General features: G+C 45.6%; 23 protein-coding genes and 1 pseudogene. 14 read left to right on the forward strand and 10 right to left on the reverse strand.

Features of this window, described 5'->3' with window-relative positions; translation table 11 throughout:
• Window positions 1-61 precede the first annotated feature (61 nt).
• On the reverse strand, window positions 62-1,987 hold the full coding sequence (locus G9G53_RS14895; RefSeq protein ID WP_165148609.1) for a BglG family transcription antiterminator: 1,926 nt from the start codon (window positions 1,985-1,987) through the stop codon (window positions 62-64).
• A gap of 159 nt (window positions 1,988-2,146) precedes the next feature.
• Here G9G53_RS14895 and G9G53_RS14900 point away from each other — a divergent pair, with 159 nt between their 5' ends.
• The gene (locus G9G53_RS14900) at window positions 2,147-2,545 is read left to right on the forward strand and encodes an Rrf2 family transcriptional regulator (protein WP_029518303.1); all 399 of its coding nucleotides are present in this window, start codon (window positions 2,147-2,149) and stop codon (window positions 2,543-2,545) included.
• Between the two features lie 114 nt (window positions 2,546-2,659).
• Window positions 2,660-3,565: an NAD(P)/FAD-dependent oxidoreductase gene (locus tag G9G53_RS14905; RefSeq protein WP_165148612.1), complete on the forward strand. Its 906-nt coding sequence runs from the start codon at window positions 2,660-2,662 to the stop codon at window positions 3,563-3,565.
• Window positions 3,566-3,678: 113 nt separating this feature from the next.
• Here G9G53_RS14905 and G9G53_RS14910 read toward each other — a convergent pair whose 3' ends face one another.
• Window positions 3,679-4,707 (reverse strand): LacI family DNA-binding transcriptional regulator, encoded by a 1,029-nt coding sequence (locus tag G9G53_RS14910; RefSeq protein WP_165148615.1) that lies wholly within the window; start codon window positions 4,705-4,707, stop codon window positions 3,679-3,681.
• 244 nt (window positions 4,708-4,951) lie between these two features.
• On the opposite strand from G9G53_RS14910, the gene G9G53_RS14915 reads away from it, so the two are divergent.
• The 4 genes from G9G53_RS14915 to G9G53_RS14930 are packed head-to-tail and all read left to right on the forward strand — an operon-like array spanning window position 4,952 to window position 10,277.
• Window positions 4,952-6,232 (forward strand): apiosidase-like domain-containing protein, encoded by a 1,281-nt coding sequence (locus G9G53_RS14915; protein ID WP_165148618.1) that lies wholly within the window; start codon window positions 4,952-4,954, stop codon window positions 6,230-6,232.
• Window positions 6,233-6,265: 33 nt separating this feature from the next.
• Window positions 6,266-7,300 carry a Gfo/Idh/MocA family protein gene (locus G9G53_RS14920; RefSeq protein WP_165148621.1) on the forward strand — a complete coding sequence of 345 codons (1,035 nt, stop codon included), beginning with the start codon at window positions 6,266-6,268 and terminating at the stop codon, window positions 7,298-7,300.
• An 11-nt stretch (window positions 7,301-7,311) separates the two neighbouring features.
• Window positions 7,312-8,421, forward strand: a complete 1,110-nt coding sequence (gene eutH, locus G9G53_RS14925) for an ethanolamine utilization protein EutH (RefSeq protein ID WP_165148624.1) — start codon at window positions 7,312-7,314, stop codon at window positions 8,419-8,421.
• A 5-nt stretch (window positions 8,422-8,426) separates the two neighbouring features.
• Complete coding sequence (locus tag G9G53_RS14930) at window positions 8,427-10,277, forward strand: beta-glucoside-specific PTS transporter subunit IIABC (RefSeq protein ID WP_165148845.1); 1,851 nt, start codon at window positions 8,427-8,429, stop codon at window positions 10,275-10,277.
• Window positions 10,278-10,368: 91 nt separating this feature from the next.
• Here the strand turns inward: G9G53_RS14930 and G9G53_RS14935 are convergent, their stop codons facing one another.
• From G9G53_RS14935 to G9G53_RS26725, 4 genes and pseudogenes are all read right to left on the reverse strand, one after another.
• The gene (locus G9G53_RS14935; RefSeq protein ID WP_029518310.1) at window positions 10,369-11,463 is read right to left on the reverse strand and encodes a glycosyltransferase family 4 protein; all 1,095 of its coding nucleotides are present in this window, start codon (window positions 11,461-11,463) and stop codon (window positions 10,369-10,371) included.
• 51 nt (window positions 11,464-11,514) lie between these two features.
• Complete coding sequence (locus tag G9G53_RS14940) at window positions 11,515-12,609, reverse strand: tetratricopeptide repeat-containing glycosyltransferase (RefSeq protein ID WP_069012658.1); 1,095 nt, start codon at window positions 12,607-12,609, stop codon at window positions 11,515-11,517.
• 58 nt (window positions 12,610-12,667) lie between these two features.
• Window positions 12,668-13,759, reverse strand: a complete 1,092-nt coding sequence (locus G9G53_RS14945; protein WP_165148627.1) for a glycosyltransferase — start codon at window positions 13,757-13,759, stop codon at window positions 12,668-12,670.
• A 198-nt stretch (window positions 13,760-13,957) separates the two neighbouring features.
• Window positions 13,958-15,172 (reverse strand): annotated as a pseudogene (locus G9G53_RS26725) (NTTRR-F1 domain); the annotation flags it as partial.
• A 442-nt stretch (window positions 15,173-15,614) separates the two neighbouring features.
• Here G9G53_RS26725 and G9G53_RS14955 point away from each other — a divergent pair.
• From G9G53_RS14955 to G9G53_RS14970, 4 genes are read left to right on the forward strand one after another with little or no spacing between them, the layout of a single operon-like run.
• Window positions 15,615-16,730, forward strand: coding sequence for an ABC transporter ATP-binding protein (locus G9G53_RS14955; protein WP_029518314.1), 1,116 nt, complete (start codon window positions 15,615-15,617; stop codon window positions 16,728-16,730).
• On the forward strand, window positions 16,727-17,449 hold the full coding sequence (locus tag G9G53_RS14960) for an ABC transporter permease (RefSeq protein ID WP_029518315.1): 723 nt from the start codon (window positions 16,727-16,729) through the stop codon (window positions 17,447-17,449). The genes G9G53_RS14955 and G9G53_RS14960 overlap by 4 nt, the downstream gene beginning before the upstream one ends.
• Before the next feature lie 5 nt (window positions 17,450-17,454).
• Entirely contained in the window at window positions 17,455-18,846 is a 1,392-nt protein-coding gene (locus G9G53_RS14965; protein ID WP_029518316.1) for a GldG family protein, read from the forward strand.
• A complete protein-coding gene (locus tag G9G53_RS14970) occupies window positions 18,843-19,781 on the forward strand; it encodes a DUF4340 domain-containing protein (protein WP_165148670.1) in 939 nt (312 codons plus the stop codon). Before G9G53_RS14965 ends, G9G53_RS14970 begins: the two co-directional genes overlap by 4 nt.
• A 75-nt stretch (window positions 19,782-19,856) precedes the next feature.
• Here the strand turns inward: G9G53_RS14970 and G9G53_RS14975 are convergent, their stop codons facing one another.
• A complete protein-coding gene (locus G9G53_RS14975; protein ID WP_230585117.1) occupies window positions 19,857-20,054 on the reverse strand; it encodes a YvrJ family protein in 198 nt (65 codons plus the stop codon).
• A 192-nt stretch (window positions 20,055-20,246) separates the two neighbouring features.
• Between G9G53_RS14975 and G9G53_RS26835 the strand changes: the two genes are divergently transcribed.
• Genes G9G53_RS26835 through G9G53_RS14990 form a run of 3 tightly spaced genes read left to right on the forward strand, consistent with a single transcriptional unit; the run spans window position 20,247 to window position 21,502 of the window.
• Complete coding sequence (locus G9G53_RS26835; protein ID WP_029518319.1) at window positions 20,247-20,603, forward strand: hypothetical protein; 357 nt, start codon at window positions 20,247-20,249, stop codon at window positions 20,601-20,603.
• Window positions 20,546-20,788 (forward strand): helix-turn-helix domain-containing protein, encoded by a 243-nt coding sequence (locus G9G53_RS14985; RefSeq protein ID WP_080658658.1) that lies wholly within the window; start codon window positions 20,546-20,548, stop codon window positions 20,786-20,788. Before G9G53_RS26835 ends, G9G53_RS14985 begins: the two co-directional genes overlap by 58 nt.
• Window positions 20,789-20,842: 54 nt before the next feature.
• Entirely contained in the window at window positions 20,843-21,502 is a 660-nt protein-coding gene (locus tag G9G53_RS14990; protein WP_039272637.1) for a hypothetical protein, read from the forward strand.
• Window positions 21,503-21,574: 72 nt separating this feature from the next.
• Here the strand turns inward: G9G53_RS14990 and G9G53_RS14995 are convergent, their stop codons facing one another.
• A complete protein-coding gene (locus tag G9G53_RS14995) occupies window positions 21,575-23,152 on the reverse strand; it encodes an esterase/lipase family protein (RefSeq protein ID WP_165148673.1) in 1,578 nt (525 codons plus the stop codon).
• Window positions 23,153-23,346: 194 nt separating this feature from the next.
• Between G9G53_RS14995 and G9G53_RS15000 the strand changes: the two genes are divergently transcribed.
• Complete coding sequence (locus G9G53_RS15000; RefSeq protein WP_029518322.1) at window positions 23,347-24,336, forward strand: YhcN/YlaJ family sporulation lipoprotein; 990 nt, start codon at window positions 23,347-23,349, stop codon at window positions 24,334-24,336.
• Window positions 24,337-24,440: 104 nt separating this feature from the next.
• Here G9G53_RS15000 and nagA read toward each other — a convergent pair whose 3' ends face one another.
• Window positions 24,441-25,661, reverse strand: a complete 1,221-nt coding sequence (gene nagA / locus G9G53_RS15005) for an N-acetylglucosamine-6-phosphate deacetylase (RefSeq protein WP_165148851.1) — start codon at window positions 25,659-25,661, stop codon at window positions 24,441-24,443.
• The gene (gene nagB / locus G9G53_RS15010) at window positions 25,658-26,386 is read right to left on the reverse strand and encodes a glucosamine-6-phosphate deaminase (RefSeq protein WP_165148676.1); all 729 of its coding nucleotides are present in this window, start codon (window positions 26,384-26,386) and stop codon (window positions 25,658-25,660) included. The genes nagA and nagB overlap by 4 nt, the downstream gene beginning before the upstream one ends.

Raw genomic sequence — 26,386 nt, forward strand, 5'->3', positions numbered from 1 at the left:
ACATAACACACATTATTTCCTCTTCTTAACGGAAATCAATCGTTCTTCATACTCCTTATGTTCAACTATTTTTATGCAACACTTCTATGAATTCTGTATACGTTTTGCAGCGAATAAGCTGCTGGACGAGCTGTTCATTATTTAAAATTTCAAGCAAAATATGATACATAGTCTGTAAATCTTCTGATTTGGTGCGCTGTACACAGAGCATACAAATAAACTGTACCGGCTTACCATCCCAATCGATTGCTTTTTGTAATGTACAGATGGCCCAGAACGTAGAATCTGCGAAAGGTTCCATCGGATGCGGGATCGCGACCAAGTTGCCAAATGAAGTGGGGGAAACGGCTTCACGCTCTATCACCGATTGCAGCAGGGGGCCTTTTACAAGATCTGCTTCGTGTATTTTTTCGGCTATAAATTCAAGCACTTGGAGTTTGTTCTCAAACTTCTGCTGAAGGAAGACCAATTTTTTTCGTACATACTGCACAGCAGGAAGTCTGACCTCAGAAATGGCTTGTTCAATTTTAGTAATATCAGAACTGCCCAAAAATGTATTCACATGGATCATAGGGATAGAAAGCGGTTCTGAAATGGGGATCGTGCTAATGACAAAGTCCAGTGTATCCAACGGCATTTGTTTCAGCTTATAAAGTTCAGTGGTTCCCACGATATCCAACCTTGAACCGAAGACCGATTGAAGCTTATAATACAGCAGCTTAGCACTGCCGAGTCCAGAAGCACATACGATCATACATCTTTTGGGTGCATCCTCCATTTTCTTTCTTTCCATCGCGACTCCGATATGAATGGCTAAATATCCAATTTCATTTTCCTCGATGTGTATATGAAGCCGCTGCTTGATGACCTCCGCAGCAATGATACCTGCTTCAAAGGCAAGCGGGTAATTGGCTTTGATTTCATCCAGCATAGGATTACGCAAATTCATTCCGTATTGATAACGGTTGATCACTGGTTTGAGGTGAAGGCAAAATGCAATCAGCAATTCTTGATCGTGTTGAATGTTCATCTTCAACTGCTGATCAATTTGGTCTAGTATTTCGATAGTCAGTTCGTAGATATCTTTATCAATGATCTTTTTAATCTCCACTTCATCCATACGTGCACTAACGACGGTCCTTACACCCAACAGGTGAACAGCAATGTACGCAACTTCAACAAGTGGAAAGGAGGGCTTCATGTTTTGTTCCAAGGCGGATACGATCTCAGTCGCCACCCTAAACTCTTTTTGCGCTTCGATTTTTTTCATCTCTTGCGGATAATACGACACATACCTTTCTTCACGAATTCGCTTACATGCTATAGCAATATGAATGACCAGATTGTTCAGGGCAATGTCCGATAACTGAATATCATGGATCTCAATACGATCCAGAATCACTTCTCTTATGAATTCCATCTCTTCGTTAGAGATCAGAGAAGGGTGGGACATCTGCTGCTCGCCTATTTCATCTGTCCTACTGAATATATAGTCGGAAATGCAATAACGCAGCTTGGCCTCATTCCCTTTGACTCGAATACCATGATAGGGTTTATTCTCCAGAGATAGTCCGTAAGTTGCCAGCAGCGTGCGAAGTTCTTTGAGGTCATTCTGTAAAGTGGATCGACTAACATACAGGATCTCGGCTAAATCATCAAGTTTGACATATGCATTGGTAAGCAATAGCTTTTTCATTAAAAAACGATTTCTAGCTTCAGAAGAACTCGCTAATGGATAGGGCCCATTATTTTCATCATCCTTTAATTGCTTCAGCAGATGATGAAATGCTTGTTCGTCCCGAATCTCTAACTTGTAGCCTGTTCCTTTAAGGGGTTTAACTGCTGCTCCATGCTTTGACAACAGCGCACCCAATTCCTTTAAATCCGTTCGTATCGTTCGAGAAGATACCTTCAATGCATTTGCCAAGTGTGCTCCTTTGACCATCTGTTCAGCAACCAATATACGAAGAATATCAAAAATACGCACAACGAGCCCCCTCTCTTAGCTGTTTCTGATGAACAGTATACAACGGTTAGAGCGTAACCAAAAGAAGGGTTGACAACAGCGTGAATCCTAGATGATCTTGACACACTCGCAGATTCGGCGATATAGTAGATACAATAAGTCTTTGATTGAGGTGTAGTTATGAAATTTACAAAAGCAACGAATTATGCTCTGCACACTATGCTCATGCTCGTTACTGATTCGTCGGTTAAGCCGGTAGGTGTTCAGCAACTGGCTGAATCCCAAAATGTTTCACCAACTTATCTTTCAAAAATTTTGACGAGGCTTGTGAAGGCTGGAATGATCGAATCCGTTTCTGGAGCCAATGGAGGTTATCGCCTATCCCGTCATAAAGATGATATTACTTTTTTGGATATTATCCATGCCATTGAAGGTACGAATTCTTTGTTTGAATGTGATTTCGTCCACGGTTCTGAGTGCCTGATTCAAGCTGTAATGAGGGAAGCAGAGGAGAAAATGGAACGACATCTAAAAAATACGAAATTGGTCGATTTGGCGCAAAAGCAAGCACAAGTGTAAAGTGAGCGATTTTATATAGAAAGAGGGTGGTTGCCAGTTATGTAAAACGGTGTTTTTTTGGTTCTATCGCAGACATAAAGAGTCTTTAATATCTTTTAAAAGGAGTTGGGTGTTATGCTATACGATTGCGCTATTATTGGCGGAGGGCCTGCTGGGTTGAATGCAGCCCTCGTGCTGGGCAGGGCAAGGAGAAGTGTGGCCTTGATTGATAATAATCGGCCCAGAAATGCGGTTACGCATGCGTCGCACGGTTTTATTACAAGAGATGACGTAACGCCATCTGAGTTCCGCCGTGTAGCTTATGAGGAAGTGCTGCGTTATCCGTCTGTTCATCATTTGCAAACCGAGGTTGTTTCGATTATGAAAAACGTATCCGGATTTGAGGGGTTTGATTCGTCAGGCCTTCGCGTTCAAGCGCGAAAATTGATATTAGCGACGGGCGTGAAGGAGATATTCCCCAAGATCGAAGGTTTTTATCCGTTATACGGGAAAAGTTTGTTTAATTGCCCTTATTGCGACGGTTGGGAGCTGCGGGATCAACCGCTTGTCCTTGTCTCTGAATCGGCGGCTATATTTCATACAGCCAAACTACTCCTTAATTGGAGCAAGGATTTGATCGTCTGTACGAACGGTCATGCATCCCTGTCGGACGAGCAAAAAGAACGGCTTCAATCCAAGGGGATAGTAGTAATAGAGCAACCTGTTGCGGCGTTCATCGGCCACAATGGAAAGCTTGAGCACGTGCGCTTTACGGATGGCACTCAAGTCCCGAGGATCGGCGGCTTCGTGACTCCCCAGTTTGTACAAAGTGCACCGTTTGGAGAACATTTGGGCTGTGAAAGAACGGAGTCGGGCGGGATCAAGACGGATGAAGCGGGGAGAACCTCCATACCTGGTGTATATGCTGCTGGGGATTCATCGTACTTCATGCCTTCTCAGTTGATTTTTGCCGCGGCCGACGGCAGTCGAACTGCTGCGAGCGTAAATATGGATTTGACAGAGGAAGATTTCAACGAATGACGAGAAATTGGAAATGTCCAATATGGAATCCGATAATAGAAAAGGCCGCCAATATGGCGGCTTTATTCTAAAATCATAGAGAGAGCAAGCAATAATAAACCAATGATCATAGATCATTTTAAGGCTACACAAGACCTTCTTTCAATAACCTCTGTATTCACAAGAACCTGAGTATGATGCCCCTGATGATGGTTAAGCCTCTCCATAAGCAAGTTTACAGCCGTTCGGGCCAAAATATCCTTTTTCACATGAATGGTTGTGAGTTCCGGGCTAATGACCTTCGCTTCATGTATATTATCAAAGCCCATGATGGAAATTTGTTCAGGCACTCGAATGTTCATTTCCTGAAACGTTTTAATGGCACTGATCGCCATATAATCATTTTCGCAAAATAGGGCCGAAGGTAGCTCGTCCAATTCATGAATAGCTGTTCTAAATGCGTCCTGTGACATCACAAGCATGGGATGCATATCAAATGTAAGCCCATTTTCTATGGAAAGATTGTGCTCCTCTAAAGCCGCCATAAACCCTTCCTTTCGTTTTTTAAAGTTCAGAATTCTGGTACTGGATTGTACGTATCCTATCTTTCTGTGTCCTGACTGAATTAAATATTGGCCTGCCTGATACCCACCGAGATAGTTATTAATAGATACGAAACTGGCATCGACGTGTTCAAAGCAAGTATCCAAAATAACAATATTGGAATGAATGGATTGTATGGAATGAATAATCTCGGAAGTTAAATTGGTGCCAAGTAGAAGTATGCCTGAAGAGGGCTGATCTTTTTCCAAAGCAGATAATTCTTCTTCGAGGCTATGGCTATCAAAAGACGAAAAAATCAAGGTGTTTCCATGTTCTCTCACCTGATTGGTAATATGATGAATTAATTCGTTAAAAAATGGAAGTGAATCATAGTGCTCTGTTACGATGTCTGTATTTTTACAGGCCACAAAACGAATCACATGATGATTTTTAATGGCTTCCTTGTTTGTCTTCATGGTGCGTGGTTTATATCCATGCTCTTGGGCTATTTTTAGAATGTGCTCCTTGGTTTCTTCACTGACTCCGGGTTTGTTATTAAAAGCAAGAGAAACAGCAGATTTAGAAACACCTGCAAGCCTTGCAATATCATCAATTTTCAATGTGGAACCCCCTATTGAACTAAACTACATAAATTATATCATTACTCAGCAAGAAAGTTTAGCTCATAAACTAAACTAAACTAAATAACTAAAAGTAAAAATTCGTTGACCTTTTATAATTTATAATGTTAATATTCAAGTGTAAAGCGCTCTAATTTAGTTTATTTCACGTAAAAAACACATAAGTTTAGTTTCTTATTTAGTTTTGTTTAGAGAATTTTGCGCATACAGCAAGAGAGGAACGGTGATTCATTTGAGTTTAAACATGGCTGAAAATCAAAGAAGTTTTACCAAAGAGGAAAAACCTTTTTTTTATTTGGCAGATACGGTGTGGAGTGTATTTACCAACGCGACGATAGAGGAGTGGAGCGATTATCTTGACTATCGGAAGATGCAAGGTTTCAATGTGTTGCAAATCAACATGCTCCGACAATGGGACGCAAGTGAATCGGATCTGAATCTACAGCCGTTTGCATTAATGGAAAATGGGGATTTCGACTACCATATATTAAACGAAGCTTATTTTGACCGGGCAGAAATCATGTTGAAGATGGCTACAGAGCGTGGATTTGTTCCAGCACTGGTTCTGTTGTGGTGTAACTATGTGCCGGATACATGGGCTGAGATGTTCCAAAAAGGTAATAAAATGCCGTTTGAATGCGTTGAACCCTATGTAACGTACGTGGTAAACCGTTTTTCTCCATTTGATCCTATTTTTCTGATTAGCGGGGATAGTGATTTTCCGACCGAACGTGCCAATTCCTATTATTTAAAAGCACTGGATATTGTACAACAATTAAGCCCTGCAAGCTTAACTACGCTGCATATTCAAGGAAGATTGAGAGAAATTCCTCCAGCCTTTGAGAAACACCAGGGTCTTGGATTCTATATGTATCAATCAGGACATAATTCCGAGTTCCAACATGTAGCCCATGAGATTGCTCAACATTTCTATTATAAGCCGGATATACGGCCTGTCATTAATGGAGAGCCATGTTATGAACAAATTAGTTACAGCCGCAATGTGTATGGCAGATACACAGCACTGGATGCCAGAAAAGCGGCATGGCAAAGCCTCCTTGCAGGCGGGGGTGCGGGCATTACCTACGGAGCGCATGGCATTTGGAGCTGGCACAAGAAAGGAAAGAAATTCGGCATTGTAGAAGGGGAAGGATTCGATAGTCCCTATGATTGGAGAACTGCATTGCAATTTGAGGGCGCATGGGATTATTCCTTTATTAAATATCTGTTTGAAATGTACAACCTGATTGGCGTAAAGCCGTTGGATATTGTTTTAAACAAGACAGAGGAAATCAGAGCTGCGGGGAACGAGAATACCATTGTGTTGTATGTCCCGGTTAACACAAAGGTACGACTAAGTATCAACGTGCAGGAATACAAGTTTACAACGATTGATTTAGCCGGGAAGCGGTTTGCTCAAACCGACGTGTCCGTCCAAAAGGATCAATCGGTGCTAGACATGCACAGCTTTGAAAGTGATGTTGTAATCATCGGAACGAAATAAAAACAGAGAAGAATGTGGATGGAGTGAAGCAACATGTGGAAAATCGGCGTTATTGGAACGGGATATTGGTCGGAGAAACATATCAAAGCATGGCAGTTTATCTCGGATGCAGAAATCAAAGGATTTTGTGATCGAAATAAAGGCTTACTTTTTGAAAAAGCAGATCAATTCCATGTCCCTACTGAATATTGTTATACCAGCCTGGAGGAGATGCTAAGCGAAGCGGATATTGATGTCGTGGACATCATTACACCTCCTGAGACACATCTGGAACTGGTTCGACTGGCGGCCGCAGCCGGAAAACATATTATGTGCCAAAAACCTTTTGCCCGTTCTGTTGAGGAAGCTGAGCAGATAGTAAGTATTGCTGAAGCAGCAGGAGTCAGACTTATGGTGACAGAAAATTGGCGTTGGCTTGAACCTTTTCAAATTATAAAAAAATTGCTGGCAGAGAATATCGTTGGAAATATGAATGTTATACGTTATACGCATACCGATTTTTATTCACCGAGGTTTGCTCCGGAAAAAGAGCTGCCGCAGCCATTTTTCAGAGATATGCCCAAGCTTTTGTTTTATGAAATGGGAGTTCATTGGCTGGATACTTGGCGTTTCTTATTCGGTGAACCTCGGCGTTTGTATGCGGAAACCAAGCGGGTCAGTCCATACACACAAGGAGAAGACACGGGCATTATCATGTTAGGTTATGAACATTATTTCGGTCTTATGGACATGAGCTGGGCGACTCGCAGGGAACTGGATGGGCAGCTGTCGGAACAGGTTCTTCCCGATCATAAAGAACAACTGGTGATTGAAGGCGATGAGGCTACCCTAAAACTGTACAACACAGGTAAATTATGTATCATTAATAATCAGGGAGTCGAAAAAGTATTGGTTGAAAAGACTGAATTAAACTATGAGGAAAGCCATAAAAAGCTACAGGCTCATTTTATAGATTGCCTCAACACGGGAAAAGAATTTCAAACGAGTGGTCACGACAATATCAAGACCCTTCAGCTTGTATTCGACATCTATGACAGCGCAGAAAATCATAAAGTTCATGTGTATTAAGAGGCAACAGGATGTCCATTAACGATATTGTGATGTATGTTATCGCTCTTTTTTTAGTGTTGGGTGCATTGGATCAATGTTTGGGAAATCGCTGGGGTTTGGGACAAGCCTTCAACAATGGGTTTATGACCATGGGCTCTCTTGCTCTGGTCATGATAGGGATTGTTTCCTTGGCCCCTGTACTGGCCGCGTGGTTGATCCCCATTGTTTCACCGTTATATGTGGCAATGGGTGCCGATCCGGCATCCTTTGCTAATACGATATTGGCGGTAGATATGGGGGGATACGCACTTGCGGCAGAAATGGCGCACAGCCAGCAAGCGGGCGTGTTTTCATGGGTTTTTCTAGGGACCATGTTTGGCCCAACGCTCGTATTTACGATTCCGGTTGCCCTCGGCATTTTGGAAAAAGGAGATCATCCATATTTTGCAAAAGGTATCTTGATCGGTATTAGTACCATTCCCGTTGGCTGTTTCATAGGGGGAATGATCGCCGGATTTGACGTGATTATGACTTTAAAAAATCTGATCATTCCCATGCTTCTTTCAATAATCATTATGCTGGGTTTACGTCTATTTACGGAGTATACGATCCGATGGTTCAAGTGGTTTGGTAACGGCATTAGGCTTCTATCCCTTGTCGGTTTGGCAGCGATTGGGGTCGAAACCTTAACTGGATTTGTGATTATTCCCAATATGGCTCCGTTGTCTGTCGGTGTGCAAACGGTTGGAACGATTGCTATTGTATTGGCTGGTGCGTTTCCGTTGGTTGCTTGGATTACAAAAATATTTAAAAATCCGCTTCAACGGGCAGGACGTTTGCTAAACATAGATCCATCGGCTACTGCGGGTCTTGTGGCTAGTCTTGCTCATAATATTCCTACCTTCACTTTAGTTAAAGAGATGGAGCCCAGAGGAAAAGTGATCAGTATTGCCTTTGCTGTCAGTGGATCTTTCGTTCTCGGAGGACATCTTGGCTTTGTAGCTGGAATGGACAAGAATATGGTGATTGCCATGATCGTGGGAAAACTTACAGGCGGGATCAGTGCCGTAATTGTCGCAGTTATTGCACATCCAGCTACTACGAATAGAAAAATAGAAAGCGCATCCAAGAAGGAGTGAACATGATGGATCATAAAAAAACAGCCAAAGAAGTGTTGAGAGCCGTGGGCGGAAATGAAAATGTGAACAGTGTCATTCACTGTGTCACTCGATTGAGATTCAAACTGAAGGATAATCAATTGCCAGATAAAGAAAAGATCAAGCAGATTGACGGTGTCATTACCGTTGTAGAAAGTGGTGGCCAATTTCAGGTGGTCATCGGGAATGAGGTTCCCAAAGTATACGAAGCTCTTTTGGACACCATGGGAGTAAAGCATGGAGATCAGATGGTTGAAGACGATCAAAAAAATGAAAAAGCGAGCCTATTCAGTCGATTTGTCGATGTCATTTCAGGTGTGTTCATGCCCGTTGTGGGTGTGCTCGCTGCTGTGGGGATTCTAAAAGGACTATTGGCCTTATGCACATCCCTGGGCTGGATGACGGATCAGATGGGCACGTATAAAATTTTATATGCGACAGCGGACGCTATGTTTTATTTCTTTCCGGTTATTCTAGGGTTTTCAGCAGGTAAAAAGTTTGGAGGAAACCCGTACCTGTCCGCTGTTTTGGGGGCCGCCTTGGTGTATCCGACCATTACTTCGGCCTTTACGGATAAAACGGCGCTGTCCTTTTTGACCATACCTGTCGTTCTAATTAATTATACTTCTTCTGTTATACCTATCATTATTGGGGCGTTCTTGGCAGCTAAGGTCGAAAAAATGATAAGCAAGTTTGCACCTGCTTCCATTAAAATGTTCATTGTTCCTTTTCTGACCTTGGTCATCATATCACCGATTGTTTTTCTGGTTGTCGGACCGATCGCAACTATTATCAGCGATGGGTTAGCCAAAGGCTCTATGTGGATTTACCAGTTAAGTCCGGCTGTAGCTGGTCTCGTTCTGGCCGGATTCTGGCAGGCTATTATTATCTTTGGTCTCCATTGGGCGTTTATTCCAATTCTCTTGAATAATGTAGTTACGAACGGGTTTGATCCGATTAACGGTATGTTGTTCTGTACTACGTTTGCCCAAACAGGTGCAGCTTTTGCCATTGCTTTGAAATCACGGGACCCTAAATTAAAACCCATCGCCACTTCTGCCACAATTGCGGGTTTGATGGGGGTTACTGAACCAGCTATTTACGGGGTTACGCTCCCCACCAAAAAACCGTTTATTTTAGCCTCGATTGCTGGAGGTATAGGAGGAGCTGCAGCAGGCTTACTCGGCTCAACGGCATATGGATTTGCCTCAGGCGGTATTTTTGGTATACCTCTATTCATTAATCCAAAAGGCATGGATGCAGGCTTCATCGGCTTTATTATATCTTTGGTTGTAGCTTTTGTAGTCGCATTTATTCTGACCTATCTTATCGGTTATAAAAATGCACAATCTGCGTCTGAAATTAAGGTTGCAGATGAAAACAAAGAAGAAAAAACGATATTCAGTCCTCTACATGGTCAATTGATTCCTTTAACCACAGTGAAAGATGAAGCTTTCTCCAGTGGTGCGATGGGTCAGGGAGCCGCAATTATCCCCCGAGAAGGAGTAGCTTACGCACCTTTTAACGGAACTGTTGTTACCGTTTTCAAAACAAAACATGCGATTGGACTGATCTCTGAGGATGGAGTTGAACTGCTCATTCACATTGGAATTAATACGGTCAGCTTGAAGGGAAAACATTTCACTTCCTTTGTGTCTGAAGGAGATACGATTCAAAAAGGGGACAAGCTGGTTGAATTCGATCCTAAAGCTATAGAGGATGACGGATATGATATTACCACATCCGTCATTGTAACCAATACAGCCGTGTACACGGATATTTTAGTTGAAGATTCCAAGGATATTCATGCAGGAGACCGCTTACTAAAGATTAGATAGATTCCAATTCCAATATTCAATAATAAAAAAGGCAAGATAAAGCTGACGATGCCCCGTATATAAAAAGGGTTGTCGTCAGCTTTTTTTTTAATTACCTCACACCTAGCGTGTTCATCATCTGTCTGAAGGAACGCACATATTTATCCGGTGCCAACAGGTTAACGATTCGCGCCAGTCCTTTCTTGCGGATAGATTCGCGTTGAGGTACGTTGTTCATCAGGTCTAGTCCTTGCAGTATCGCCTGCAAGATGTCCCCCTGCTGATAAAATTTACCGGTTTCGTTGTGGTCAATGAATGCTCGTACTCCGTCTGAATCAGAGCTTAATACCGGGCAACGACAGGCCATCGCCTCAGCAACTGCATAGCCGAATCCCTCCACCAATGAGGTCGATAGCAAGTAGCCGCCTGAGTCGCCAATCATGGAGTAATACAGGGGCATATTGGCATGAGGTACGCTTTTAAAACGCTCGATAATGGAGGACATGCCAAGCTGAGTAAGCATTTTTTCGAATTGTATTTTATCCTCCGGCTGTGACAATGTTTCATCATAAAACATCCAGATTCGAAGATCCGCACGGTTTTGCAGCATCCAGTAAGAAATATCGACAAAATGCCTCCAGTTCTTGTTGGGCTCTAGCCGTCCAACCCAGGCAATAACCGGATTAGTTGGAGGAGTGTTAGGTACATAATTAAATACGCTGGTATCCAGCACGTTTGGAAACACATAGCGATTAAGCCATGGACACATGGTGGAGAAAAGATTCACTAAATGAGTCGTATCTGGTAGGAGCACTGCATCGGCGTAATTTTGAAGATACGGAACTGCATCTGCAACAACCCAAGCCGCTTCTTCGTGAGGGCCAAAGCCCTGCGATTCATAGATCAATATCCCCTGATAGCCCAACATTCGCAATCTGGGGAGCATAGGGTAGTCCGAAGAGACGATAATTGCATCGTAGCGATGAGTCTCCACCAGCTTTCGAATTTCTTCTTCAGAGGAAGTCGTGAACACTGGAATATCGCCGTGCAGGTTTTGCATCCCTGTACCCTGCTGATAATAGAGAAGATGACATTCGATCCCGTCCTGAATGAGCGCTTTACAACGCTGGCGGTTCAAGGTTTCTACGCCGCCGCTGGGTATATAAAAAGTAAATAGAACTTTGATCTCAATAACCTCCTTTGCCAACCACAAGCTCTAATACCAAGTTATTCAACCAACAGGACGGGGTGTGGGTTTCTATGGAAGCCTGGATTGAATTAGCGCATAATTATGACTGAGGCGAGAATCTTCCGGGGAGCGTTCTGTTGCTTCTTTCGCAAATTCACATGCTTTGTGTAAAAGGCCTAACTCGTAGCAAGCGAGGGCACCAAGATCATACAGCGTGGCGTCCCAGCAAAAATCCTCTTGCATGTACGTATCCGGTCGTGTAGAAATTTGCAGCGCTTCTTCAACCATATGATAGACGGCGGGCCAGTTCCGCGTATGATAGGCCAGCTGAGCCATTTCCGTGTAAGGTTCACGTAAATACGGTGCTTCCGCAATAGCCCGGTATAACCAACGTGTTGCCTCTTGCCATTGTTCACTTGCTTTATAGGCTCTAGAAATAAAGCGCATCGAAGCACTGCGTTCATCTGCCCAGCGTGCCTGCGGCATGGCAAGATGTTGTTGCAGCGTAGCAATGCACTCGTCCCAACGGCCATGATACATATATTCCCGCCCCAAGTAATGCATGTTGCGGTCATCCTCGGGAAACTCGCGCACAGACTGCTCCAGCAGTGGAAGGTATTGGCTGCGGGACTTGTGCGGATCGGGATCATGATACAAGCGGAGCTGGTCTGATCGGATGTTGCGTTCTTTACCCTCTCCGATATATTCAAGCACCTCGTGAACTGGGCGTACCCAGCGGTACCCGTGACGAGTGTGTATTTTTTCTTTCCAGAACCATGTATAAACGGTATCTTGCCCAGGCTGTCCATGTGTAAAGGCATATAGCATCCGGGTAGTTCCTTCCTTCCAGTTGCGTTCCAGCCGCGACCGCCAACCCTCCTCCCAGACTTCGTCCAGATCCGTACAGACACAAATATCTATATCATCAGGGACCAGCCGTAGGGACTCATTGCGAGCTTTGTCAAAACGCCAAGGAGTTACCTCTATACGATGCACCTCTGCACCCGCTTCGTGTAGCAGGGAAACAGTATCGTCTGTAGAGCCGGTGTCCGCTACAATGACAACATCGGCTTCACGCATGGTGTGCATCCAGCGTTTGGCGAATCGGGCTTCATTTTTGCTAATGGCATAGACAGCTATTTTGTACCGATTCGATTGTTGCATTCCGCTTGCTCCTCCTTTGACTTACTTAAAGATTAAGGGGTGAGTGTGGGGGACATTTTTATTGGGGAGGATTCAGGATTGAGCTGAAGAACTGTCGATTATGCAGGACGTACGGGTCGTTGGGAATGTAAATGGCAGCTTGCTCGTTGTGCCAATTCGCACGTGTGTAATCCTTCATCCGAAAATGGCAAATGCATAGCTGGATATGAGGAAACCACGTTTGGTACGCGTCTTGTACCGGGCCCATCGTGTCGGGAGGATTCAGAGTGGTAGCCATGTCGTACCAGTAAATAGCTTTGGAGATCTCATTTTTATGCAAAAAATAATGACCCATCCGACAGCACAGATCAGCCCTGGGCGTATCGAAGGTCAAACTATGGAGAGCCGCCGTAATGCTTTGCTCCAGCTTGCCAAGCTGTTGTAGACAATCAGCCATTTTGCTACATGCACTAATCGCGTCCTCTGCCCAGCATTGTCCAGTATCCAGAAAATCCTGGTAAACCTGCACAGCCTGCTCATATCTTTTATTGTCTCTTAACTCGTTAGCGTAATAGTAGAGGTCACGAGGAGAGAAGGCATGACCTTGGGCGAGCAATTTCTCATAGATTCGCAGGTTTCGTCCTGGAGAGACCGTGTGTGTTCTAGTGTGAGTTATGGCGATATCGGCATGTTGAATATTCCCGTTTACGGCGAGGTACTCATGCACGGCTCCGTGCCAACGGAACCCGGCTGACCTTCTAACTAAGCGGTTTCGACGAAAATGTAGGGTGACATTGCCATGATCATCAAAGGCATAATGATAATTCATAGACACGGAATCCACGATTGGTGTGGCTGAGGAATCAAGGGTTTGCTTCAGCTCAAGCAGCTTGACGGCGTCCTGTTCCTTCAAAATATCATCGGCATCCAGCCAGAGAATGTATTCCTGCGTAGCTTGTTCAAACGAATAGTTACGTGCAAGGGCAAAATGATCTACCCATTCAAATGGAAAAATTCGATCTGTAAAGTTGCGACATATGTCAATGGTCTGATCCTGTGAACCCGTGTCCACGATGTTGATTTCATCCACAATAGGATGGATCGATTCCAGGCAACTGCCAATAGTATTTTGGTCATTTTTGACGATCATGCACAGGCTGATACTGATCAATTGAGTACCACTCCTTTGGGAACCTTCTAAGGATTCAGGTCGAACATAAAGCTTTATTTATCAAGAGGTCTGATTATAGAAGCCCTGCCGCAATCGCGGCAGGGCAAGGATGACAAAGCCTAAACGGGCTGTGCGGCTTTGTCGATAAGGTATGGTACGTCGCTTAAATATAATGTGGTAGAAAAAAGAACGTTAGAGTCCGGTAGGCCCTGTAGGTCCAGTCGGCCCCGTAGGTCCGGTAGGTCCAATCGGTCCTTGTGGACCAGTGTCTCCTGTTGGTCCAATCGGGCCAGTAAATCCAAGGCCAAACGGTCCGGTAGGTCCAGTCGGCCCTGTTGGTCCAGCGGGTCCCGTAGCGCCTGTGTCGCCAATAGGTCCGACAGGCCCGATAGGTCCAGCAGGTCCGGTAAAGCCAGTGGCACCCGTAGACCCGACAGGTCCGGTAACACCAGTGTCACCCGTGGCGCCTGTAGGTCCGACAGGTCCAGTAGCACCTGTATCACCCGTGGCACCCGTAGGCCCGACAGGTCCAGTAGCACCTGTATCACCCGTGGCGCCTGTAGGTCCGACAGGTCCAGTAGCACCTGTATCACCCGTGGCGCCTGTAGGTCCGACAGGTCCAGTAGCACCTGTATCGCCCGTGGCACCCGTAGGCCCAACAGGTCCGGTAACACCGGTGTCGCCCGTGGCGCCCGTAGGCCCAACAGGTCCGGTAACACCGGTGTCGCCCGTGGCGCCCGTAGGCCCAACAGGTCCGGTAACACCAGTGTCACCCGTGGCACCCGTAGGCCCAACAGGTCCGGTAACACCAGTGTCACCCGTGGCACCCGTAGGTCCGACAGGTCCGCTAACGCCTGTAGCGCCTGTGGCACCCGCAGCCCCTGTAGCACCCGTAGGCCCGGCAGGTCCGGCTGGGCCCACAGCTCCAGCTGCACTTGCTTTAACAAGAGCAATAGAATCAATGGCTACATCAGCAGTGTTAGCCAAGGCATTTTTACTAATAACCAAAAAGGCAAAGGCTGCGTTGGCTGGAACAGGAGCTGTTACTTCATACAGGCTTTGCCATGTTCCGTTCACAGCGTCTGGCAATGTGCCTGCGCTCAAATAGGTAGTCAGCCCCGTGCTAAGGAAGCTAAAGGTTGCGTCATAGTAATACAGAAAAATGTTAACTTGAGGACTGGACAGGCTTCCTATTTTTGCAGCTGAGAGGCTTAATGTATAGCTTTCGCCTGGTGCAGCAAAAACGACCTGGGAAAGAGATGCATCTACTGCGCCTCCTGTCAGGATCGCACTATAAAAGTTTGTCTTTTTTACGGATAAGTTAGTGACGGTCACATTTGCAGCGTTCCAAAAAAGGGTAGATCCAGTCTCGAAGTCGCCGTTATTAACTAGATTGGTAAATAGTACGGTCATCGTTTTTTATACACTCCCTTCACACGTTGTAATGATAGTAGATGCGAATCCACGCCGTGGCGAACCGTACAAGTTTACGAGGGCAGATGCGCATTTCCGTGTTCACATTTTAGACACATTATTTTAAGCTTCTATTTAAGTGACGTTAAGCTGGAGTTATATGTGGGGGGGTATCATTAGAGTTTAAAAGTGTAGCATGAGGCGAGGAGAGACCGTTTCGCGAAGGCTTTGGGCTTCCGATCGCTGGTGCTTCTCCAGCTCCAAACCCTCCGCTCCACTGCTACCCGCTACTCATGCAACATTTTAGGTGGGAGAGTAGTAGGATGAGAGCGCTCGCCCAAAGATTGATTTGGTCGTCCAAATCTATCGCTATGGAGTTTTTTTGATATGTGTGTGTAGTTCGATATGATTTGACAATACGATAAAGGAAAGGGTGGAACATGTGCTCAAAGTACAGCAGGTGAGCAAGTGGTATGAGGGCAACCGGGGTGTACATAAGCTGGATTTTGAAATGCAGCGCGGTGAAATTGTTGGTTTCCTGGGGCCGAATGGTGCGGGTAAAACGACAACCATGCGCATGATTACAGGGTATCTTCAACCCAACGAGGGAGTGATTACGATTGATGGTATCCCGATTCAGGATAAGGGCAGACAAGCTCGTTCCAAAATCGGTTATCTGCCGGAGACGCCCCCTTTGTATGAGGATATGTCCGTAAGATCCTATTTAAAGTTTGTAGCTAGTATTCGTGACGTGCCTGCGAGAGAGCAGAAGCTGCGTATTTCGGAGATGATTTCCAGGCTAGGACTGAATGGGCGGGAAAAACAATTAGTCCGCAGTTTGTCCAAAGGGTATAAACAGCGCTTGGGACTGGCAGGTGCGATTATTCATAACCCGGATTTACTGGTGCTCGATGAACCGACCTCGGGTTTGGACCCCAATCAGATTTTGGAGATTCGTCAGCTCATTCAGGAGATTGGCGAAAATCATACGGTATTGCTTAGCACACATATATTGCCTGAGGTGGATGCGTTATGCAATCGTGTTCTCATCATTCATGAAGGGAAACTGGTCATGGATGGGCGCCCTGACACGCTCGGCGGTTCGATGGAAGATGGATTCAAGGTGAAGGTAGAGGTTAAAGGCAAGCGTGAGCAGGTGATGGATGTCCTTCGTACTTGGGGAAAAGTAGAGGTTGAATCTATGGCGACCACGCTGCCTTCAGCGAACACGGAGCTAAGTGCCGCAGAGTCAGATATGACTGGATTGCTACTCACAGGAGCCTCCGGTGAGGATTTTCGCGAAGAACTATTTTATGTGCTGTCTGATGCGAAGCTTCCGATTTTGGAGATGAAAAAAGAAAGCCTTAGCTTGGAAAATATCTTCCAGCAGTTAACGACACGCGAGACGGAAGAAGGTCAGGTCGACGATCCAGCAGTACAAGACCTACATTCCTCGAAGAATGCAGCCCCTACGGCTATCACGGTGGAGCATGGAGATGCTGCGTCCGGGGACGATAAGGCCGAAGAAGATAAGGATACAGGAGGTAATCGGTCATGAGGCGTTTGTTCGCGGTTTGTCAAAAAGAGCTGCAAGCCTATCTGTGGACACCAACGACCTATTTTGCGCTTGCAGTGTACATGCTGCTGACGGGGTTACTTTTTTATACCAATTTTGTTATGTATCAGCCAAGCATTCTGGACTATCGGCTGGTACTCGGTGACACCTTGTCCATGCTGGTGTTCGTCGTCCCATTGCTCACGATGAGGCTGGTTGCGGAGGAATTCAGGCAAGGTACGGATGAACTGCTGCTTACCTCACCTGTGAGTGTGACGGAAATGATCGTGGGTAAATTTTTAGCGTCGTTGGGCATGTTGCTCATATTAGTGCTGTGCAGTCTAGCGTATCCGGTCGTGATGTCCTTTTATGGGTCGCTGGATTGGACGCTGGTATTAACATCTGTGATCGGTCTGTTTATGCTTGGCGCAGCCATGATGGCGATCGGCTTATTCGCTTCGACGCTTTCACAGCATCAGATGATGTCAGCGGTCGTCAGTTTTATTATTTTACTTGTGTTCTGGATGCTGGATTCGTTTGGTGGACAGACGGGTGCATCTGCGGCGGTACAGCAATGGCTGGAACCTTTTTCACTAACCGCACGGTTTGACAGTTTCACCAAAGGATTGCTGAATGGAGCCGATGTGATGTACTACGTGACGGTGGCGGTACTCTTTTTGCTATTCAGCATCCAAGTGGTTGAACGGAAACGGTGGAGGTAATGAATATGAAAAAATGGCTGGGTCATACCAATAGTGTGGTACTATCGATTGCTGCTGTAGGGATTTTTATTTTATTGACGTTATTTCTGCGTTCGCTGGGTGGCTTTCAACTGGATCTGACGGCAGGGAAGCAGTATACGCTGTCTGACCAAACGTTGACGACCATCCAGGATGTAAAGGAAGACGTACGATTGATTGCCTTTACCGTATCCACCTCGCAAAATCAGAAGCTGAACCGGGATGTTACGGATATGCTGAATGAATACGCCAAGCGTAACAGCAAGCTCAAGGTCGAGCAATACGATCTGAATCAGGAACCGATACTGGCCAAGCAATATGGTGTTACTGCAGCGTCTATTGTGTTGGTGCAGGGGGAGAAGAAACGGGTTATAGATATTGGGAGTCTATTTACGCAAGCTCAGGGGAGTGGTGAAGGGGCATACCAATTTACGGGGGAAGAAAAGCTGACGAGTGGATTGTTGGGATTATCATCTACCCGTCAAGGAAAAGTGGCCTTTCTAACTGGACATGAGGAAATCCCATTGTCCCAAATGACTGAATTAAGTAGCTCACTGTCACAAGATAATGTGAAAACAGAGGAAGTTCAGCTCAATCAGGCGGGTAGTGTACCCAAAGATGCGTCTGTATTGGCTATTGTTGGACCAGAACGTGATATCAGTGCAACAGAACTGAAGAGTATTCGTACGTATCTGAATGGTGGCGGAAAGCTTTTTATGGCACTAGGCTTTCACCCGAACATGGGGTCCGATTGGAAAAACCTTGATGCATTAGCGGCTGATTATGGAGTGAAGGACACTCATGCCATCGTGGTGGATCAAGAACAGACGAATACACTTGGACCGCTATGGACGGTTCCTACCTTCGGCAGTCATGCGATCACCGATAAGTTGGCGGCTTCCAATCTGTACCCTGTTCTTTCATTGTCTATTGCTTTGCAGGCAGGAGAGCAGAAGGATTGGAAGACGACGCTTTTGATGAAATCTTCTGGAGCTAGCTATGGTGAAACGAATATCCAAGGTCTGCTGAACAACGAAACACAGAAGGATGACAAGGACCCGCAGGGGCCGCTGGATCTCGGTTATGCGGTAGAAGGGAAAGACGGCAAGCCCAAAGCCGTTATTCTCGGAACGTCTGCCCTCTTAAGCGACACTGAGATCGGCACAGGAGGCAATCGAGACTTTGTGCTGAACAGTCTGAATTATGTGCAGGAGCATTCTGATGGGCTCACTATTCGTCCTCGTCAGGAGCAGGATTATAAGGTAGCTTACTTGACTCCTGCACAAGCGAAAACGATATTGACCATATCTGTCATCGGATTGCCGTTGCTGTTCGCGGTCATCGGAATCTTATTATGGTGGAGGCGAAGAAGAGCATGAGAAAATGGATACCCACAGTGCTGCTGTTAGTTGTATTGGGAGCGGGTATAATCTATGCAAAGAGCCAAAACTTTTTTCATGAACAAGCGCCGGCTGCTCGTCAGCTGATTCAGCTTACGCAAGAGAATATTACGTCTTTCGCAATCACTGGAAAGGACGGCAAGTCGGTGGAACTTGAACAACATGATGGCCAATGGAGTATGAGCAAGCCACGGACTTACCCGCTAAACCAATATACAATAGACCATTGGCTAGCGGCGATTCAAAATGTAAAGTTGGGTGAAGTGGTGGAATCTTCCCCTACAGACGTAGCCAAATATGGGATCTCCGCTACCCATGATCAGATTGAGATTAAGACCAAGCAGGGTGACGTTCGTACCTTTGCTTTCGGTGAAACGTTGCCTTCCGGAGATGCTGTTTATGTATTATCAGACAAAAAAGAGATAGCTTCTGTACCTATAGATACTCTTTCAGGGTTATTGCTGGGTGCTGAAGATTTTATAGATACAACGCCGTTCGATTGGGACGATACCAAGCTGAGCGGAATAGAGTGGGAAGGCCAAAATGCTTCATGGATGCTCAAATCCTCCGGTAACAGCGGGACCGGAGACAGTGCCTCCACATCTTGGACGCTGAACGGAAAGTCAGTAGCCAGCGACACGGCGACTTCCCTCTCGCAGCAGATCAAAAACCTGGCCAGCAGTCAGGCCTTGCGCAAAGCCTCTGAGCTGAGCAAGCCTGTCCACCGCTTTACGCTAAGTGTATCGCTGGGTAAGGATGATTCCCAGCTGGTCTATCAGGGCTGGACGCTTAAAGATGATCCAGATACCGTATGGGTTGTACCGCCACAAAGTAACTGGGCTTATGGTCTGTCAGTATCTGACGTGAACCGTACTGAACAGAATGCCCACGACCAAGCTCAGGCTGGAAAATAACCATTAGTAATTAAATTAGCTGCACAAAGAGGCTCCAACGGCGGATGATCGTCGTCTGGAGCTTCTTTGTGTTTGTTATTCGTCAGGTTTGCTGCTTTTGGAAGAAGAGTTGTTAGTGTCGTTTAAATCTTGGATTACTTGAATCAGCTCATGAAGTGAGACGTCCAGCTTATCCAGCTTTTCCTCCATCGTGTGCAGGATGTGCCGCAACAAAATAAAACAAAGTCCAGCCGGAAAGCCTACGTTGGTAACCAGAGAAAGAGCATCATCCATTTGCAATGTATTCCCTCCTTTTTAGCCATATATAAAGGAAGGTAAATTAAACGAACCATATACAACCGATTGTAAAAATAGTATAATAAATAAGAACAAATGTTCTGTTTTTGGTTGTAAAATAGGTTTGGAAATTACCCTATAGTATGAGGATTAGAAAAAGTCAAATCCAAAGAGAAAGGGTGATTTACAATGGATCAGTCTCAGCTAACATTGGTAGAACAATATCGAAAGAAGCTGTACCGCATTGCCTGGAGAATCCAGTATCGTGCTCGGGTACAAACCAATCATGAATTTGTAATGGAAAAGAACGAATCCGTCAGTGCCCCATCTTTTACAGAATCTTCAAACTCTCATATGTACACATTACAGCTTATCAACTCTCTATCTTCTGAGATCGGAAAAATGATCATCTTTGACCTTTACATACTAGATAAAACCGAAGCACAGATTGCAAAAGAGTTAAAGCTATCCCAACAGGCGGTGAATAAATGGAAAAAGAAAATGCTGAAAGAGTTATTTCGGATGCTGAGTTCGTCCAATTGCTAAAATTAGTACAAAGTGGAGATCAGGAGGCCATGTATAGGATACTTCAATTGTTCGAGGAAGACATTCAAAAGACCAGTCGATATATTCGTATGTCCCGTGAAGATGCTGTCCAAAGCATTGTGACTGATTTTATAGAAGAACTGCGACAAGAGTTAAAGACAGTGAAAAGTGGACAATGGATATAGCCTTGGCTATCCTTATCCGTAGGTTTACTTATTTAACGGAGGGCTTATAAGTTTATGATTGATAACAGGGCTTCTTTTGAGAAAAGTATGAAGATGTACCCAGTCAACAGTATTCGTTCCAATGTCATCATTCTTGTTTTATTACTGTTAGATCTGTTTCTGGTTATCCCCTTAGTGGGAAATCCATACATTGCAGTTTACGTGTATGTACTGTTGCCACCGATTGTTTTGATAAACATTTGGGCTCTAGTACTGGTCATCATGCCACGCAAATTGCAATTGAATTACATTTTATTCCGTGGTGTATTTGGTTTAATTTGTTCTATGGGCTTCATGATCATGACACAAAAGTTTGCTTATGGCATGTTGGGTCTGGATACTTCATGGTATTTTATAGGTTCTTTTGCCCTTTATGGAGTCGCTTTGTATTACTTTATAAAATATAATTTGGCGAAATTCAAAGATCCTTCAAAACATAAGAAGAAACCAAAAGTTAAGAAAAAAAACAAGAGAGCGCCTGTAGTGACGATCACCACATTTACTGGGGCTGGTTATCTGATAGCGAATGTTTCCCTCGGATTTGCTACACAACAATTAGTTGCCACAGTATTGATCAGTGTATACTCCATGCTGGCATTTGTTCTTTTTCATTTTATTATGGATTTACACCGCTACTATTGGCTTCATAAGCTGAGGAATCAGACAACAGATTGAACACAATGAAAAAAAGCCTGCAAATGCCCCAACTTAATAGGAATTCGCAGGCTTTTTAGGCTGTAGATTTATTTAGTCGGCATACTTGTTGCCGTCTGCATCAATATAAATGGATTGAACAGCTGTACGGCGGTACGGATAACCTGCCTCTGTGGTGCCGCTAATTTCATAGGTTACAGAATAGATGCCGGGCTTGTCCGCTTTGGATAGCTCAATTTGCCCGTTAGGTTTAACCGTTTTTTGCTGTGCCGTCAAACCTTTAGGTGCAGAAGTGACTCCTTGCTGCGGATCACCATAATATTGAACTTGGTAGGTGACTTGTGTCACGCTGTCCGGGGAATCCTGTGTTTTCAGGTTTAGCTTCGGACCCACTGCATTCAGATTGTATTTCAGTTCAGGAACTTGAACAGCCTGGTAACGTGCAATCAGGAGATACGCTCCTTGATCAGGAACTGTGACGTTCAGTTTATAGGTGCCCGGTTTTGGATTTTGAATGACGGCGTTATGATGCCAGGCACCAGCAAAAATATCGTCATCATAGCCTGCTTTCAGATTAATAATTTCACTAGTACCGTCAGGCTTGGTTAGTTCCAGCTGACTCACACGTTTATCGCTGATCCAGTCCAGATCAATGGATTTGACACCATTTTCAACAGTGAGGGTTTCTGAGGCTTGTCCATTATAATCGCCGCCTCGAATAAAGTATGAATTGTCGATCTCGCTATAGGTGGCTTGTACAGCAGAAGCAGTCAGGGAAGATGCTGAAAGTGATTCAGTTTCCTGATTCAATGCTGGAGTGTTTGCTTGGAGGTAGGGTTGGATCAGGGAGAAAACGTAGGAGCCAGTACGAACCTTGGCATGATCCCAAGATCCGACTTTAACTACACGTCCGCCGGGAAGCTTAGCGTTGTCGACTGTGACCACTCCATCATTCTTACCAAAGGATGAGAGGTAAAGTCCGCCCATTATGTAGGAAGCAGTGCCGCCAGACCAGTTATCACCAGCAAACGTGAAGAATGGAATTGTAGTCGCATTACTGAGTGCATCGGTCTTGGATCGGAAATACTTCATATAAGATGTTTGTAAAGTGGAGGTACCGGGATTTTGTGAGCCGACGATATCTGCCAGCCATCCGGCCCAGCTACTGTAGGCGAGATCTGCAAGTTGTGAGCCATGATGAGGACTGCTGAGGGTGATGACACGTTGTACATAGGGAGCGGCTCCGTTATATACGAGAGCGGTTTGAGTATCCACTCCACCTTTGCTGTGGGCGATAACGATAAGTTTTTTTCCAAAGTGATTACTGATGACCTTAATTTTGTCGGCCAGAAGCTTACCATTGTCCCACATATCTTGGGAGGTGCCATTTGTATCGTACAGATTAATGGTGGCTGTCTGGTATCCGGCGTCACGTGCACGCTGAAGCATATCGTTATTATTCTTGGTCCAGACTTCAGCACTACTGTTCAAACCATGTACGAACAAAAGTGCTGGCTTGGTAGGATCAACGCGATTAGGTGGTGGGCCTTCTACCCAGCTTCCAGCGGGATCTTTCGGGGGTTGGGGGGTAGTGGAACCTGCAAAAGCGCCGACGGGGACAAGAGTTATTGATAACAAAAAAATGAGCATTAAAACAGTGATCTTTTTCAAACTGAAAATCCTCCTTTGTAAAATAAAGTATTTTTCAAGCTTATTATACATGCCATCTTGTGGTAAATCATCAATTGTATTTCATATTTACATTAAAATTTTATTTTTTTAGTCATTTTTTAGTCAGGATATCCCCATGATCCATGGCGCATGATAATCTCGTCACACATTTTATATGTATGGAGGATGAGTTCATGCCAGGAACTAAGAAGGTCATTAGTTTGACGATTTCTGCTGCTTTACTTGCAAGCATGGCTACTTTGACAGGATGTGGGACTGCGAATCATAACGTCCGCACGAACGCTACCCGCTATAACGCACAAAGCACGCACCATATGGATGGAGTGAATCGTTATGGCTTGGATGGTGTGAACCGTAATGGTATGGATGGTGTGAATCGTTATGGGGTTAAGTCGAATGGTATGGACGGGATGTCATTGAATGAAAATGGCAACCGAACCGGACATCCAGTCCGTAATCTGCAAGTCGATCGCAATTTGTCCAAACGTATATCCGAGATGCCGGATGTAAAGTCTGCGACAGTGCTGGTCGGTGAACGACATGCCTATGTAGCCGTTTCCTTGAAAGACCAAGCCAACGGAACAGGTGTCGGTGCTCCAAGTATTGACGGTACTCCAAGTGCAAACAGTACTGGACGTAACGGGAATGTACCGAGTGTGAATGGCGTTAATGGCACTAGAGGAAACCGTACTACGGATACTACAACGCCTGGAATGACAGACAATGGAGTTACCGGGAATGGAACACCTGCGCGTCGTGATGACGGTTTATTTGGTACGATGGGTACAGGATCGTACGGTATGTTGCGTGGCTTAACGGACAACAACAATCGCACAGATAACGGAAACACCACAATCGAGGGAGCAAGAACTGCATATGAACCAAGTGATGCAGTCAAGAGCCGTATCGCGAATAAAGTGAAGCAATTTGCACCTTCGATTGAACAGGTACATGTATCCGCTAACCCGGACTTTGTCAAACAAGCCACTGACTTTACACACAGTGTGCAAAATGGTCATCCGATTAGAGGCTTGAGCAATGGTATGATGGATGTAATTGAACGTGTATTCCCGACCTCGGCGGCTGATACAAACCGTCCAATGAATAATACAGCACCCACACGTCCACAAAATCATACCCCTGCCCCGATGAATCATCGCTAATTCAAACCCTATAATTGTGCAATGCCAAAGAAAGAGCTATCCATCTCAGCGAATACGCTGGTGGATAGCTCTTTAGTTTTGGGAGAATGATAACTATAACTGAATTATTTGCGCAATCCTTTAATCCATACGCCTTGCAGCTTTAAGTCTCCATCCAGTAACAGGATATCTGCTTGTTTACCTGCTTCAAGCGAACCTGTACGATCAGCAATGTGCAAGGATCGAGCCGGATTCAGGCTGGCCATTTGTGATGCCGCAGGAATACTCATACCCACGTGTTGAACCAAATAGCGGAAGCCTTCAATCATCGTTAGTGTGCTTCCGGCCAATGTGACGCCATCCTCCAGTCGTGCTACATCGCCCTGCACAATCACTGGCAAATCGCCGAGTGTATATTTCCCGTCTTCGAGACCAGTAGCAGACATGGCATCGGTGATGAGAATGAGATTATGATCCTGTTTTAACCTAGCGAGCAGGGAAATGGCGGCGGGATGCACATGAATGCCGTCCGCGATGATTTCTGCTTCAATGCGCGGATCAGCAAGTACGGCTCCGGCGGCTCCCGGCTTGCGATGATGCAACGGAGTCATCGCATTAAACGCATGCACCGCATGGTTCAGCCCTGCCGTCGCTGCCTGTTCAACCTCTTCATACGTAGCATCCGTATGACCGAGAGCTGCGGTAATGCCATGGCTGCGCAGCCATGCAATCAGTTCCAGCGCTCCTTCCCGTTCGGGCGCAAGCGTGAGCTGGCGAACAAGGCCCGGGTAGCGCTGCTCCCATTCTGCTACCCATGAGAGATTCGGTGGCACGATATGTTCCGGGTTTTGCGCTCCCGGCCACTTCGGACTGATGAACGGTCCTTCCAAATGTACGCCCTCCAGTTGCGCATAGGGCATAGGTAGTGCCATGTATGCGTGAACTTCACTCAATACCCGGTCAATCTGTTCCTTGGGCGCGGTCATCGTGGTAGCCAGCATAGCTGTCGTACCTTGTGAACCGTGAAAGGAGGTGATCGTATCCAGCACCCTCGGATCGGAGTCCATAAAGTCCTCACCGTTCCCGCCGTGAACATGAATATCAATAAAGCCTGGCAGCAGATAGCCTCCTTCCAAACGCACAATTTTGGCGGTTTTCGCTGCGCTTTCTTCCTGATTTGCGAAGACTAACGCTGTCCAATCGGCGGGCAAATTCGTTTCTGAACCAGCGTATACAATGGATTGCCCCTCAATGACGACAACCCCTTTTTCAATGATGTCATTCCCAACGACAACTTGCCCATACAGTAGCTGGGGTACGGTACCACTCATTTCATCTGACTTCAATTGAACCATTCTCCTGCCTCCTGATCTAATAAAATAAGTACGTTGGGATGGCATTGCAGCAGGGAAGCCGGACACGCTGTCGTGACGGGTCCAGTTAAAGCCTGCTTTATAATGTCAGCCTTATCCGCACCAAAAGCCACCAGTATAATTTGCTTCGCCTTAAGAATCGTGCCTACTCCCATCGTAACTGCTTGCCTGGGTACAGCATCTATTTCGCCAAAAAATCGAGCATTCGCCGAGCGCGTACTTTCTTTTAAATCTACAACATGTGTAGCTCCAGCCAAGCTGTGACCAGGTTCGTTAAAGCCGATATGTCCATTATGACCAATGCCAAGCAATTGCAGATCCACGGGGCCATGATCCAGAATAGCCTGCTCGTGCGCTGCACATTCTGCTGCCAGATTCAGTGCATTCCCGTCAGGGACACGTGTGTGGGATATCGGAATATCGATATGTTGGAACAAGTGCTCATTCATAAAGCTTCGATAGCTCTGCGGATGTTCTGGGGGAAGACCAACATACTCATCAAGATTCACGGAATAGGCGCGTGCAAAACTGACCTGTCCCTTGCGGTACATATCTGCAAGATGTCGGTAAATGCCAATCGGCGTACTACCGGTGGCCAGGCCAAGCATGGCCTGTGGTTTGGATTGCAGCAAGCTAGCGATCACAGCGGCGGCAGTAGCGTTCAGGTCTTCACGGCTGTTCAAAATGCGTATGTTCAT

The organism is Paenibacillus sp. EKM206P, from assembly GCF_011066155.1.
GTDB classification, from domain to species: Bacteria; Bacillota; Bacilli; order Paenibacillales; family Paenibacillaceae; genus Paenibacillus; species Paenibacillus polymyxa_D.

Excerpts from the sequence above, each read along its gene's own strand:
- G9G53_RS14930 (WP_165148845.1), top strand. The coding sequence starts at position 8,427 with ATGGATCATAAAAAAACAGCCAAAGAAGTGTTGAGAGCCGTGGGCGGA.
- G9G53_RS14970 (WP_165148670.1), top strand. The coding sequence starts at position 18,843 with ATGAGAAAATGGATACCCACAGTGCTGCTGTTAGTTGTATTGGGAGCG.
- G9G53_RS15000 (WP_029518322.1), top strand. The coding sequence starts at position 23,347 with ATGCCAGGAACTAAGAAGGTCATTAGTTTGACGATTTCTGCTGCTTTA.
- G9G53_RS14990 (WP_039272637.1), top strand. The coding sequence starts at position 20,843 with ATGATTGATAACAGGGCTTCTTTTGAGAAAAGTATGAAGATGTACCCA.
- G9G53_RS14985 (WP_080658658.1), top strand. The coding sequence starts at position 20,546 with ATGGAAAAAGAAAATGCTGAAAGAGTTATTTCGGATGCTGAGTTCGTC.
- G9G53_RS26835 (WP_029518319.1), top strand. The coding sequence starts at position 20,247 with ATGGATCAGTCTCAGCTAACATTGGTAGAACAATATCGAAAGAAGCTG.
- G9G53_RS14975 (WP_230585117.1), bottom strand. The coding sequence starts at position 20,054 with ATGGATGATGCTCTTTCTCTGGTTACCAACGTAGGCTTTCCGGCTGGA.
- G9G53_RS14940 (WP_069012658.1), bottom strand. The coding sequence starts at position 12,609 with ATGCAACAATCGAATCGGTACAAAATAGCTGTCTATGCCATTAGCAAA.
- G9G53_RS14965 (WP_029518316.1), top strand. The coding sequence starts at position 17,455 with ATGAAAAAATGGCTGGGTCATACCAATAGTGTGGTACTATCGATTGCT.
- G9G53_RS14960 (WP_029518315.1), top strand. The coding sequence starts at position 16,727 with ATGAGGCGTTTGTTCGCGGTTTGTCAAAAAGAGCTGCAAGCCTATCTG.
- G9G53_RS14920 (WP_165148621.1), top strand. The coding sequence starts at position 6,266 with ATGTGGAAAATCGGCGTTATTGGAACGGGATATTGGTCGGAGAAACAT.
- G9G53_RS14900 (WP_029518303.1), top strand. The coding sequence starts at position 2,147 with ATGAAATTTACAAAAGCAACGAATTATGCTCTGCACACTATGCTCATG.
- eutH (WP_165148624.1), top strand. The coding sequence starts at position 7,312 with ATGTCCATTAACGATATTGTGATGTATGTTATCGCTCTTTTTTTAGTG.
- G9G53_RS14905 (WP_165148612.1), top strand. The coding sequence starts at position 2,660 with ATGCTATACGATTGCGCTATTATTGGCGGAGGGCCTGCTGGGTTGAAT.
- nagB (WP_165148676.1), bottom strand. The coding sequence starts at position 26,386 with ATGAACATACGCATTTTGAACAGCCGTGAAGACCTGAACGCTACTGCC.